The following is a 13,030-nucleotide window of genomic DNA, read 5'->3' on the forward strand; positions in this document are numbered from 1 at the left end:
TCCACGTCCCAATAGTATGCCGCAATGAATAGGGCCAAGATCATCGTAAGTGCTGCTATCGCCTTAATTGGGCTTCAGGCTGCTGCTGCCCCTGGCGATCTTGATTCTTCTTTTGGATCAGGCGGGCAGGTGATAACAGCGATTGGCAGCGGCGATGATCGGGGGCATGCGGTGGCGTTGCAGAGCGACGGGAAGATGATTGTGGCTGGCTATAATCACAACGGCAGCAACAATGACTTTGCTGTCGTGCGCTACAACACCGATGGCACGCTGGACACCACTTTCGGCGCTACAGGCAAAGTCGTCACCGATTTCGGCGGTAGCAACGATATCGCCAACGGCGTGGCGGTGCAGAGTGATGGCAAAATCATTGCTGTGGGGACAGCTTCGACCTCCAGCGCTTGGCTCTTTGCGCTGGCGCGTTTTCACCCCGACGGTTCGTTGGACACCAGTTTTGGTGTCGCGGGCACGGGCAGGATACTGACTGTGATTGGCTCTCCCAATCCTGGGACGAAGGCCGAAGGCGTCAAGATTCAGCCGGATGGCAAGATACTTGTCATGGGCCACGCGCAGCCCGTGGGCACTCAGGACTTTGTCGTTTTGCGCTACAACAGTGATGGAAACCTCGACAATGGTTTTGGCGTTGGAGGGCTGGTGAGTTCTACCACTTCCACGAATAGCGATCATCAAGACATCGCCTTGGACTTGGCGTTGTCAGGCGACGGGAAGATTCTCGTGGGCGGGTATAGCACTGGCTCTCTACAGGGAGGATACATGGTCACCGTTTACAATAGCGATGGATCGCCGGACACCAGTTTTGGCACAGGCGGCAGGTTGTTCTCGAATGAAGAATCCAATGGGATGAATCAGGTCCATTGCGTAGCATGGCAGGGTGATGGCAAAATTTTGATTGGCGGCATCAAAGGTACGGGTGCAAGCCAGGACTTCTGCCTGAAACGCTACAATGCTGCCGGCACGGCGGACACGACTTTCGGGACCAATGGTTTTGTGGTGACGCCCATCGGCACGGCGGCGGATGTGCCATCGATCTGGCATTGCAGAGCGACGGAAAGCTGGTGGCGGTGGGCCAGTCCTACAATGCCAACACCGGCTTCACCGACTTCGCGGTGGTGCGCTACAATGCCAATGGCAGCCTGGATACGACCTTTCGAGACACTGGCAGGGTGACGTCAAATTTTCCGGGCGGCAATGCGGTGGGCCGCAGCGTCGTCATCGGCCCGGATGGAAGGATCGTCCTTGCGGGTTACGCGCACGACGGCACCAAAAACAACTTCGCGCTCGCAGGTTATTTTGCCGAAGGCAGTCTGGTCATGACGATTCCCGCGCATCTATCCCATACGTACAACAGCCAGCCCTTGATCGCAGGTAAGGCCAGTCCCGGTTTCACGGTGAATGTTCACATCAATGGCAGTGTGGTCGGATCAACCTTGGCGGAAGGAAGTGGCGCGTGGTCCTTCACGGTGAGTCCGGCGCTGGCCGATGGCGTGCATACGGCTGCGGTGACGGAGACGGACGGCTTTGGCAGCACGGGGCCGCTTTCCAGCACGGTGAGCTTCACCATAGACACCCTGGCACCAGTTGCACCGATCATCACGAGTCCAGCCGAGGCGGCGCTGATCCATAGCAGTCGTCCCGTGATCACTGGTACCTCTGAGCCAGGAGCCACGGTGGCGATTTACTTCGATGACACGTTGGCGGGCAGCTCCTTCGCGGGCAGTCCTGGCAACTGGAGTTTCACACCAACCACGGCGCTGGTGAACGGTCTGCACACGGTGAAAGCAGCCGCCACAGATCGTGCTGGAAACACGGGCGCGCTCTCTGGCACCACCAGTTTTTCGACCCTCGCTGCTCTTTTTGGCGGTCCGGGGAACCCTGACACTTCCTTTGGAGGATCCGGTCAGTTGGTGACCTCAGTTGGTTCATCTAATGGCGGGGCTAATGGGGTGGCGTTGCAGGGCGACGGGAAGATGGTTGTGGCAGGTTATTCCCAGAACGGTAGCAACAATGACTTTGCTGTCGTGCGCTACAACGCTGATGGCACGCTGGACGCGACATTCGGCGTCACGGGCAAAGTCGTCACCGATTTCGGCGGTAGCAACGATATCGCCAACGGCGTGGCGGTGCAGAGTGATGGCAAAATCATTGCTGTGGGGACAGCTTCGACCTCCAGCGCTTGGCTCTTTGCGCTGGCGCGTTTTCACCCCGACGGTTCGTTGGACACCAGTTTTGGTGTCGCGGGCACGGGCAGGATACTGACTGTGATTGGCTCTCCCAATCCTGGGACGAAGGCCGAAGGCGTCAAGATTCAGCCGGATGGCAAGATACTTGTCATGGGCCACGCGCAGCCCGTGGGCACTCAGGACTTTGTCGTTTTGCGCTACAACAGTGATGGAAACCTCGACAATGGTTTTGGCGTTGGAGGGCTGGTGAGTTCTACCACTTCCACGAATAGCGATCATCAAGACATCGCCTTGGACTTGGCGTTGTCAGGCGACGGAAAGATTCTCGTGGGCGGGTATAGCACTGGCTCTCTACAGGGAGGATACATGGTCACCGTTTACAATAGCGATGGATCGCCGGACACCAGTTTTGGCACAGGCGGCAGGTTGTTCTCGAATGAAGAATCCAATGGGATGAATCAGGTCCATTGCGTAGCATGGCAGGGTGATGGCAAAATTTTGATTGGCGGCATCAAAGGTACGGGTGCAAGCCAGGACTTCTGCCTGAAACGCTACAATGCTGCCGGCACGGCGGACACGACTTTCGGGACCAATGGTTTTGTGGTGACGCCCATCGGCACGGCGGCGGATGTGCCGTACGATCTGGCATTGCAGAGCGACGGAAAGCTGGTGGCGGTGGGCCAGTCCTACAATGCCAACACCGGCTTCACCGACTTCGCGGTGGTGCGCTACAATGCCAATGGCAGCCTGGATACGACCTTTCGAGGCACTGGCAGGGTGACGTCAAATTTTCCGGGCGGCAATGCGGTGGGCCGCAGCGTCGTCATCGGCCCGGATGGAAGGATCGTCCTTGCGGGTTACGCGCATGACGGCATCAAGACCAACTTCGCGCTCGCCAGATTCTTCGGGACCGATCAGCCGCCTCAGGTGACCATTGGATCAGCCACTGGGATCGTTAGAGACGGGGCGGTTCTCAATGGAATCGCCAACCCGAACAACCTTGCAACGATCGCACATTTTGAGTATGGACTCACGACCACCTATGGAAACGTCACGCCTGATTTGACGCTCGGGAACGGCTACCTCGATGTGCCCGCGAGCAGCGTGATCGGCGGTCTGACAGACAACACGCTTTACCATTTTCGCCTCGTGGCCACAAACGCGGCCGGTACAACTTATGGCGAGGACGCCGTGTTCACCACCGCGCCGAATCCGCCGCTGGTCTTCACGGGGGACGCGGCGAACGTAAGCGCGAGCAGTGCGACGCTGGTGGGCACCGTCCTGCCCAATGGACGCGACACGACGGCTTACTTCGAGTTTGGCCTGACCATGGCGTATGGGGCGCAGTCGAGCTCGCAGCTCGTGCCGGCCACTGGAACGATTGAAAATGTGTTTGCGCCGCTAACTGGCCTCGTCGCGGGTGCGACGTATCACTTCCGGCTCGTGGCTATCAATGCGGGCAGCCCCATCCCGATCAATGGCGTGGACAAGACCTTCGTGGCCCAGGCACCAGCGCCGGTGGTCAGCCTCGGAGCTGCGGTGCCGCTCACCACGACGAGCGTGAGCCTCAGCGGCACGGTCAATGCGAACGATGCGAGCACGCAGGTCTTCTTCGATTACGGCTCGGACGGAGTCACCTTCCCCACAAGCGTGACTGCAAATCCCACAACGGTCACCGGATCCAGCAACTCGGCTGTGACCGGTTCCTTCACGAGCCTTTCCCAAGGCGTCACTTACTTCTACCGTCTGCGGGCGGTGAGCGCTGGCGGGGAGGTTGTCAGCGGCACCGCCAGTTTCAGCCTGGATCTGCTCTCCGGCCTGACGCAGATTTTTCCAGGTGCCATGCCGGACGCGCAGGGCTTCCTCATCGTAAATCTCACTCCTCCCGGCCTGCTTCATGGCTGGCGCTTCGTCGGAGAGCAGGAGTGGCGCGCATCAGGTGTTCCGGCGAGTGGGCTGACGACGGGGGACCGTGACATCGAGTTCCGGCCCGTGCCCGGTTACATCCATCCACCAACGGAAACGGTCAGCGTCATCAGCGGCGAGGCGGCAATGATCATCGCGCGTGATTACTTTGAAACGGCCGTCACCGGCAGCGGAGGCATCAGCGTGACTTTGAAGCCGGACTCCATCACCAGCGGCACGGGACGCGCGCAGTGGCGACTGCTTGGCGAGGATGACAACCACTGGCGCAACAGCGAGGCCACGCTCACCGGTTTGATCCCCGGCAGTTATCTCATCGAGTGCAAACCCGTCACCGGACGTGCCACGCCGCGGAATGCGAACGTCATGATCAGCGATGCGCAGACTGCCGCGCCGACGATCACCTACTTTTTGCCCGACTCGGCGACCGGCACGCCGCCCAGCGTGCTCGCCTTTGAAAACGTGAGTTCCGACACCACCAAGCCCTACGCCTACGTCGGCCAGATCCGCAGCAACGTCGGTTCCAGCACCGGATTCGTGGTCAAAGCCCGCGTGGTGGCCACGGCGGCGCATGTGGTGTGGGATGACGGCACACTGTCAGCCGCGCAGGGGCTGCAATGGCTCTTCCAAAGACATCGCGGCACTCATGAGCCGGAGCCGGTCCTGCCGCGCGGTTTTTATCTGTTCGACGGCTATGCCGCGCAGCGTGTGATCGACAACTCACCCGGCGACTCCTCACCGCAATCACAGACGCTCGATGTGGCGGCGATGTATTTCGATCAAGACGCCGGACGTGGCGGCTACGGCGGCTTCTTGGCAAGTGATCTGGCGCAGAACGAGTTCCTGCTGTCCAGCGCGAACAAGATGCTTGTTGGCTATCCCGTCGATGGAATCGCTACAACGTCTCAGGGCCGTATGCACGCCACATCGCCATTCAATGCCGTCTTCAATACCGCCTTTGGCCGCACCTTCACGACGACAGGCATCCGCAGCAGTGGCGGCAACAGCGGCGGGCCGTTGTGCGTGCAGTTTGAAAGTGGCGCGTATTATCCGGCGGCCATTTATCTCGGTGGGGACAATCAAACAGTGGTGCGAGCCATCGACAGCGCAGTGATTGATCTCTTCAACCGCGCCGAAGTCAGCGGCAACGGCGGCGGCAACAACACCGGCGGCGGCATCACACACACCAGCTTTACCACGACTGGCGGCGCGGGTGATCCCGGCTCGCTCCGAGTCATCATCGAGCCCGCCGCCGCACGCAATGCGGGAGCAGGCTGGCGCTTGAGCCCCGAAACGACCTACCGCGCCAGCAGCGCGATCAAAAGCGGCCTCAACGCCGGTAGCTACATCCTACAACTCATCCCCGTGGCCGGATTTGACACGCCGGCCTCACCCAGCGTCGCAGTGACGGGCGGCCAGGTCGCCACGGTCACCTTCACCTATGTGCTGCCAATGACCCCGCAGGAAAGCTGGCGTCAAACTTACTTCGGCAGCATCGCCAACAGCGGCAACGGTGCCGACGCCTTCGACTTCGATGGCGATGGCTTCACCAATGCCGCCGAATACGCTGCCGATACCAATCCCACACTCAGTAGTGACTTCCTCAAAGCCGAAAATCCGCAGCGCGGGGAAAACACCTTCAGCCTGAGCGCCACTGGCAAAGCGGGCCGCACCTACTACCTGGAACGCAGCTCAACCCTCAACGCGAACTCTTGGATCACCCTCACCTCCAACGGTCCGCTTACCGCTGACGGCCTCGTGACGCTCACGGACTCCGCCAGCACGGGTGGAGCGTTTTTTTATAGGATTCGTGTTACAGGGCCGTGATGCGAAACTTTTTTTCACCATGCTATGTAGCGATGGGAGAAGCGGCGGGTATCCGTCCTCAAACCAACCATGAACTCGAATGCGCAAGGCAACTTCCCCAGCACGGACTGGACTCTCATCTCCCGATTGCGCAGCCGCCATGATACCGTGGCGATGGCGGCGCTGGAAGAGCTTTGCGCAGTGTATCATTATCCACTCTACTGCTTCATTCGTCGACGTGGCCTGGCACATCATGACGCTCAGGACGCATTGCAGGATTTTCTGGCAAAGCTGCTGCGCAATGAGTCCCTGCAAAATACGCATCAGGAACATGGGCGACTGCGCGGCTTTCTTGCGACGGCGATGAGCCGCTTTCTGGCGAACTGGCACCGAGATCATGCCAAGGAGCGGTTGAATGTGAGCATTGAGGCGGAGCAGGAACTGGCGCGGAACGAAGAGCGTTTCCAAAAAGAAAAACTCACCGATCAAGACACTCCTGAACGCATCTTCGAGCGCAAATGGGCGCAGGAGATGCTGCGCCGCGTGCTGGCGGAGATGGAAGGCGATTACAAGCGAAAGGACAAACACACGCTCTACCGTGCACTGCGCCCCATCGTTCTCGCTGGTGGCAGTCTCGTCGGAGAAGAGACGAATGCGCTGGCTGCATCGCTGAACATGACGAGCGCTGCGCTGCGCGTGGCACTCAGCCGCTTCCTCGGCGACTATCGCGACCGTTTGCGGCGCGAGGTGCAGCAGACAATCTCGAATCCTAATGACGTGGACGAGGAACTCGCCTGCCTCGCTCGCGCCTTCGAGCGACGCAGTCCATCAGCACATTGAAAAAATACCATAAAACCAAACCGCTTTCCTATGAAACTCAAATCTGCCCCAACTGTGTCTATCGTAGATGGATTGGATGATCGTTCCATCATCCAAATGCTACGAGTAGCACGCAAGAACGTGAAGCGCAGTGCCGCTCGCCCCAAGACCAAACGCTCATGAGAAAATACGGATTCATCCTGCTGATACTTCCGCTGGTTTGGGTGTTGTGGCCCACAAGTCCGCCTGAAGAGCCGTCGCAGCTCTCTTTGGCACAACGTGTGCAAAACGGCACCAAACGGCTCCGCGCGGCCACATCGGCACTCGATTCAAAAAACTCTTTTTTGGAGCTGAAGGCCGCTTTGCGGCAGATGGATACAAAAGAGTCCCGAGAGTGGCTTTTGGCCCAACTGGCCTCAGGCGAGGATTTTGCCACGCAGCTCGATCTGACGCTCGATTCGGCTCAAAATATCGCGGGCTGGCCTTCTTGGCGCGTTTTCCTGCTCGATCTGCTCTTTTTGACCGATCCAGAAGCGGCAGCAGCCCTTTCGCGTGATTTGTTGAGCACCAGTGCATCGCCCGATGAATGGGCCGTGTGTCTGAGGAACGTCGCCCGTGCGGGAAAAGACAATGCGCTGCTCAAAACAAAATCAGCCGAGCTTCTACGGCGCAAAGAATGGCAGAAAAAACCCAGCGCCGGTTACCTGGAGGCCTTCGATGTCATCGTTCACACGCGAAACACCGCCCTCTTCCCCGAGTTGCTCACGAACTGCGATGCGCGTGACGAAAAGGCGGTGAGACATGCCAGCTTCCTCACGCTGGACCGCCTCATCATGGCAGAACCTGCCAAGGTGCTTCCGGAGCTGGCAGCGATCGCTTCGAATCATCCGCAAAGCGGTCTAATGCTCTCCAACATGATTGCGAGAGCCGATGTGCGAGACAACGCCCAACGACAAGCCGTGGAAACCTACCTGCTGGACCCTAAACGCACCGCCGAGGAGTTGCGCGGTTTTGCCAGTGTCTTCCCAAACGCAAACGTCGCTGTCTCGCAGAACCTGCTCACGCAACCGATGACCATTCAGGGGGCAGATCTCAACGTGAGGGATCGAGTTTCAATGGAGGTCGTCTCAGCGTGGCTGATGAACGAGCAGTTTAAACCCGCTCACGAAGCTCTGCGTGCCATCGTCCTGCGGATGAAGGGCTGGCGTTCTTCGAACTATCGTTAAACAAGCGAGAGGGTTTGTTGCGAGCAGCCCTTATTTTGCGAGCATTGCCGAGGGTGGTTGGTACACTCCGTGCTCCCATTCACAAACATGTTTAGCGATGACATGAATCTTGTAGCCAAACGTGAACTGGCTGTGCCCCATCATCCGGCGTGTCATCATGACTGAGTCAGCAGGGGCCTAACGGACTCGGAATACTGACCTAGAAAGCCAATGAGGCGCGGCCAAAAGAGGCCCTTGGAGCCACCTCGTCACGCTACCAGCGCCCATAGTGCTCGCGCAATGTGTTCAAGTTCTTAGCGGCCTGAGCTTGGCGCAATTTCAATGCAAACCTCTGGGACCGAAGATATTGCCCCAGCGTTTCCGGCTGGGTTTTGAACCAGGTTGCGGAGTTTAAGGGACTTGAGGGTGAAAAAGCAAAATGGCAAAGTAGGGTGATACGTTCTTCAGCTAAGCTAGATGCACGCGGCAAAAGGCGAGTAAGCGTGCGAGGTGGAGTGCGGTGTCTGATTCTCGCGTAAAGTGGGCTTTGAGCCAGGCTGTAAAGGTGGCGCGGAGGCCGAGCCAGGTGACTTTCAGATGATGATCGCGAGCGAGGCGGAAGACGATCTGAGCAAACTCAAAATCACGCGTGTGGCCACTGCGGCGGTAGCGAAAGGGTAGGGCGAGACGACGACAGATGTGGCCGGTTTTGAGCTGCTGGATGGCCCAAGAGTAGTCTTCAGAGGAATCGAGCGACTCATCGAATGGCTGCCGCTCCCACAGGCTGCGGCGGATCATGCCCATGCTGTTGCTGTAGATGGAGCCGAATTTGAGGCCCTTGGTGCTGAGCTCGCGCCAGTTGATGGTGTCGCTGTAATAGGGATCTGCGTCCCATTTGAGACTGACACAGGCGCTGAGGGGATCTTGCATGGCCAGAGCCATGCGTTCGAGCGTCTCAGGATCATCGAAAACGGTGTGGGAGCTGAGCACGAGCACGAGGTCCGTCTGGAGTGCCGCGAGGCCAAAATTGAGTACTTTGGAGTGCTCGTAGCGGTGTGGCCATCGGATGACTTTTCCGCCAGCGGCTTCGATCAGGGCTCCCGAGCCATCGAGACTGCCGGAATCGACCCCCAGGATGACATCGGGGCGAAGAGTCTGGCGCTGGAGTGCTGCAAGGACATCTGGGAGTGTTGCGGCGGAATTGGAAAAGCGGATGAGGACGCCAACTGTCGCATGCGCCGCCAAAGACGAGCCCTGGGAGCTGCCGATAGCTTGGAGGCTTTCCATGTTGGCTTTGGAAGGCCGCGCTACTTTTGAGCGAGAGTCTTTTGTGGCTGGCATAGTTGGTGAAATTGGGCCGCGAGAGTTTCACAGGCCGCGCTGAACTCGGCGGGGGATTGTTTTTCGCACAGCGAGACATAGATGAGATGCACGCCTGGATCAGACCACGGACGGAAGGTGCTTTTCACATAGGCCGCGTAATCGGGGAGAAGCTGGCCGTCCTGTAGGAAGAACTCACGGAACCAGTGGCGACCTTCGGTGAAAACAAGAGGACTCTCATCGACGCTGGCGACTTCGATGCCGCGATACTTGAGGCAAACCTTCACCGTGTGATGACGATCTCGGCTGCTGGCTGCATAACATGCCAGCCCGATGTGCGCAGGCTGGTCACGCAGACGGACTTCGTAGCCGCTTTGGTTAATCGGCTTCGATTCGACGGTAGGCGGCGGTGCCCAGGCCTGCTGCCCCAATGAAAGCAAGGTGGAGGCGAGGAAGGGCAGAACGAGTGCCGCGAAGAACGTAGCCTGCCCATCCAGCGTCAAAGCGTGTGCTTTGGGATCCATTTCATCGCGCAGTGGCTTCTTGGCGAGCCTGGAAGTGCCCATATCCCCATTGGAGAGCCGAGCTGCGATAAGGCCGCCTCCAGCGAGCCACCATGCCCATGGTTGCATAGCGATGAGCGAATGCGTGCAAAGCACGCAAATGCCATGAAATAAGCGAATCTGGCGCAGATCGACAATCATCGGGCAGAGCAGTAGCCATGGGAGCCAAAAGGACTCCATGCTGACCACGGCGATTGCCATGCCGCTGACCAACCAGAGATACAGCATCACTCGGGAGCATCTGCGCACTCGACAGAGTGATAGGCAAAGCACCGCAGCCAGCGTGATGAGTGTGGCATTCGGCGTGCCAGACATCGGCGCGAGTAGAGATACTACGGCGGCTGCGTGCAGGGTTTCCATGATGCCAGTGGATTTCGGGCGGTGATCCCTCGGTGTGATGAAGGTCACAAAGGGCACTAGCCAAAGAAAACCGATGAAGTAATGCGTCTGCGGGCTCTCTACGCCAGGATAGGCCAGCGTCCGATAAGCGATGAGGGTGAGAACGCGCAGCACATTCGCCGCGAGCGCCGCCGGTATCATACTCATCACACGCAGCCAGAAGCGCCCTGCGTGCCTCTCATGTCTGTTCACCCAGACGGCGAGAGCCAGCAGGATCAGGAGCAAATTGATCCCTGCGCAATCACGCGTCCAAGGCACATGCAGACGGCCCACAGCCATCACTTCGCCACGATCTACGGCATCCACTCCGAGCCAGCGCAGCGAAGTCATCACCACTGGCCTGGTAAAGTCCACCAGCAGATCCTGGGACTGCGTAAAATGCACCGCCACAGCGATAATCGCCGCCGCAATGGCGGTGCGCAGCGTCTGAGATAGCAGTGGCGGCGTAGGCATGGTGAGCGGGCTTGATGCACATGACTCAGGCCATCCTCGGCGTTAGTTTGGAGCGACGCGCAGTGACGACTACGGCGAAGGCTGCGAGCAGTATCCATGGCGGTGCAGGCGCACCAGGGATAGCGCCCACGGAGGATTCGTTGAGACTCCAGCGGGATCCTTCGAGTGAAGAGGAGGTCACACTGGTCGTTGTGGTGCCAGAGACGACCGCCACAGGCACTCCTGGCAGGGCACCATCCGTCAAAGGGTTCCATGCGGCGACACGCGTGGTGTAGTTATCCGATTCAAATCCAGAGGTGCCATTGTTGGTAAAGACGATGCGATCCCAGGTGGTGTTTTCATCGGCAAAGAAGTTGATGAACCCGTAGGGCTCATGGCTGTTGATGGTTCGATTGCGCGGATTTCCGTCGTAGGTAGAGGGTAGCGGGTCCATAAGGGTGGACGTGACAAAGCGGCCAACCAGCGTGCTGCCATTGTAAAACTCCAGCACGTTCTTGGCATCACCCGCAGACCACCATAGACCAAAGTAGGCTGACTGGTTACTGAGGTTTAGGGTGCTGGATAGAACTCCAGAACCAGCGCCTTGCACAGAATAGCGTGTGCCGTTCGGATTCAGTGCATCTGCGGCACCACCGTAAGCATCAGCATTCTTGACATAGAGCTGATCAAAGGTGCCCACGCCACTCCAATTCACATTGGTGCTTTTGCCTGTAGTGATCGAGTTAAAATCGAAGACTTGGGTTCCAGAGAGTGTGGATACATAGGTATTCGGGTCTTCAGCATAGCTGATGATCATGCCAGCCCGTGATGCCTGTGTCAGGGCGGCAAGAGTGATGATGGAGCAGATGATTTTTTTCATGGGTCCTGATGGTGCTCCATGTGATTTAGGAGAACCATCCCCGCAGATGAGGGGAATGTGTCTCCAGCTTAGCCATGGCATGATGATGGCCGTGAACGACCTGATCAAACTCCTCATCGCATTCCTGCTGTACGGCGGCCTCGCGCCGCTGCTAGGCATTCTGCTGGCCACGCGTCGTTCTTGGCAGCGGGCTTTATTTGGAGTGCTGATGTTTATGCCATCCCTTCCACCGGGGCGTTTCACTTTCATGCTAGGAAGCATCAGCTCCTATCGCGGCCATGTGAAAGGATTTGAAGTATCACTCATGGAGGTCTTTTCCCTCGCTCTAGTCATCGCGGTGCTAATGGGGCCGCGTGATCCGCTGATGTCGCGCCGTGCCAAACTGCCTCCCGGAGCACTCATCTACCTTGGCTGGGCTTTTGCGGGCGTGCTCTCCATCTTGAACGCATGGGAGCCGACGTATGTGCTGATGGCATTTACGCGTGTCGTAAAGAGCTCCCTCATCTTTGCTGCTGCGGCGCTATTTCTGCGCGATGAAAAAGATCTCCGTGCAGCTATCGTAGGACTCGCCGTCAGCTTAATCCTGCAAGCCGGGATATGCCTTAAAATGCGCTACATTGATGGCTCCTTCCAGGTTCAGGGTTGGTTTGAGCATCAGAATCCCATGGCCATGTGGGCCTACATGAGTGCCTGTGTGGTATTTGCTGTCGCGATGCATCGGGGCACCCAAAAGTGGCTACTGTGGCTCTGTTTGGCTGCTTTTGGTGGTGCTGGCATTTGTGTGCTGCTTTCTGTTTCACGAGCTGCTTTGGCCGCATACACCATCGGTGCAGGTTTGGTGCTCTGTATGGCATGGATTCGCGGACCTGGCCGTAGAACGATGCTAATCTCGATCTTGGGAGCGATCGGTGCAGTGATGGTGATGATTTTCGCGATGGACTCGCTAAACTCACGACTTCACGAGGTCACTTTGAGCAAAGAGCAATATACCGAAGACTTGCGCCCCGTGCTGAATCGTCAATCGAAAGCAATTCTCAATGACTACCCGCTAATGGGTATTGGTTGGAATAATTTCGGCATCGCAAATAGCCGACCATTCGGCTTTAAATACAGCGAGGTGCTGGAGGAGTGGGATCGTGAACGCGGTTTCACCATCATTGACCAAAACTACTGGAGGAATCCTCTGACGGAGAGCCTCTACTGGCTCATTCTTTCTGAGAACGGATGGATCGGCTGGTGCTTTTTTATTCTGTTTGAAGCCACCACCCTTTGGTATGGCATTCGCGCTATTCGTTCTGGTGGGAAAAGCCTGATGGGTTACATCGCTTTCGGCATCTTCGTCTCCCTGGCGATCTGTTATCCGCATGGTTTGGTGGAGCGCATCTTGACGCAGACAAAGAACCTCTCGCACTGGCTTCTGCTGGCCGGAATGCTTTCGGGTATGGAGCTGAATCGCCGGGCGAAGGAGGCGTAGTGAGGCGA

8 protein-coding genes and 5 pseudogenes are annotated in these 13,030 nt (G+C 57.9%); 10 read left to right on the forward strand and 3 right to left on the reverse strand.

Going from position 1 to position 13,030, the window contains the following annotated elements; translation table 11 throughout:
* The first annotated feature begins 129 nt into the window (after window positions 1–129).
* From IPK32_09820 to IPK32_09860, 9 genes and pseudogenes are all read left to right on the forward strand, one after another.
* The gene (locus IPK32_09820; protein MBK8092252.1) at window positions 130–1,188 is read left to right on the forward strand and encodes a hypothetical protein; all 1,059 of its coding nucleotides are present in this window, start codon (window positions 130–132) and stop codon (window positions 1,186–1,188) included.
* Window positions 1,077–1,328 (forward strand): annotated as a pseudogene (locus IPK32_09825) (hypothetical protein). The gene IPK32_09820 and the pseudogene IPK32_09825 overlap by 112 nt, the downstream one beginning before the upstream one ends.
* Window positions 1,329–1,433: 105 nt before the next feature.
* Window positions 1,434–1,835, forward strand: a pseudogene (locus IPK32_09830) (hypothetical protein).
* A gap of 159 nt (window positions 1,836–1,994) precedes the next feature.
* A pseudogene (locus IPK32_09835) lies at window positions 1,995–2,267 on the forward strand (hypothetical protein).
* Window positions 2,268–2,351: 84 nt separating this feature from the next.
* Window positions 2,352–2,453 (forward strand): annotated as a pseudogene (locus IPK32_09840) (hypothetical protein).
* Window positions 2,454–2,567: 114 nt separating this feature from the next.
* Window positions 2,568–2,819: pseudogene (locus IPK32_09845) on the forward strand (calcium-binding protein).
* Between the two features lie 51 nt (window positions 2,820–2,870).
* Entirely contained in the window at window positions 2,871–5,951 is a 3,081-nt protein-coding gene (locus tag IPK32_09850) for a hypothetical protein (protein MBK8092253.1), read from the forward strand.
* 69 nt (window positions 5,952–6,020) lie between these two features.
* Entirely contained in the window at window positions 6,021–6,770 is a 750-nt protein-coding gene (locus IPK32_09855) for a sigma-70 family RNA polymerase sigma factor (protein MBK8092254.1), read from the forward strand.
* Between the two features lie 158 nt (window positions 6,771–6,928).
* Complete coding sequence (locus IPK32_09860; GenBank protein MBK8092255.1) at window positions 6,929–7,975, forward strand: hypothetical protein; 1,047 nt, start codon at window positions 6,929–6,931, stop codon at window positions 7,973–7,975.
* 447 nt (window positions 7,976–8,422) lie between these two features.
* Here IPK32_09860 and IPK32_09865 read toward each other — a convergent pair whose 3' ends face one another.
* The 3 genes from IPK32_09865 to IPK32_09875 are packed head-to-tail and all read right to left on the reverse strand — an operon-like array spanning window position 8,423 to window position 11,548.
* Complete coding sequence (locus IPK32_09865) at window positions 8,423–9,241, reverse strand: glycosyltransferase family 2 protein (protein ID MBK8092256.1); 819 nt, start codon at window positions 9,239–9,241, stop codon at window positions 8,423–8,425.
* A 20-nt stretch (window positions 9,242–9,261) separates the two neighbouring features.
* The gene (locus tag IPK32_09870) at window positions 9,262–10,689 is read right to left on the reverse strand and encodes an archaeosortase/exosortase family protein (GenBank protein MBK8092257.1); all 1,428 of its coding nucleotides are present in this window, start codon (window positions 10,687–10,689) and stop codon (window positions 9,262–9,264) included.
* Window positions 10,690–10,714: 25 nt separating this feature from the next.
* Window positions 10,715–11,548 carry a hypothetical protein gene (locus tag IPK32_09875; protein ID MBK8092258.1) on the reverse strand — a complete coding sequence of 278 codons (834 nt, stop codon included), beginning with the start codon at window positions 11,546–11,548 and terminating at the stop codon, window positions 10,715–10,717.
* A 91-nt stretch (window positions 11,549–11,639) separates the two neighbouring features.
* On the opposite strand from IPK32_09875, the gene IPK32_09880 reads away from it, so the two are divergent.
* On the forward strand, window positions 11,640–13,022 hold the full coding sequence (locus IPK32_09880) for a hypothetical protein (GenBank protein MBK8092259.1): 1,383 nt from the start codon (window positions 11,640–11,642) through the stop codon (window positions 13,020–13,022).
* The last annotated feature ends 8 nt before the right edge of the window (window positions 13,023–13,030 follow it).

Source organism: Verrucomicrobiaceae bacterium (assembly GCA_016713035.1).
Lineage (GTDB): Bacteria > Verrucomicrobiota > Verrucomicrobiia > Verrucomicrobiales > Verrucomicrobiaceae > Prosthecobacter.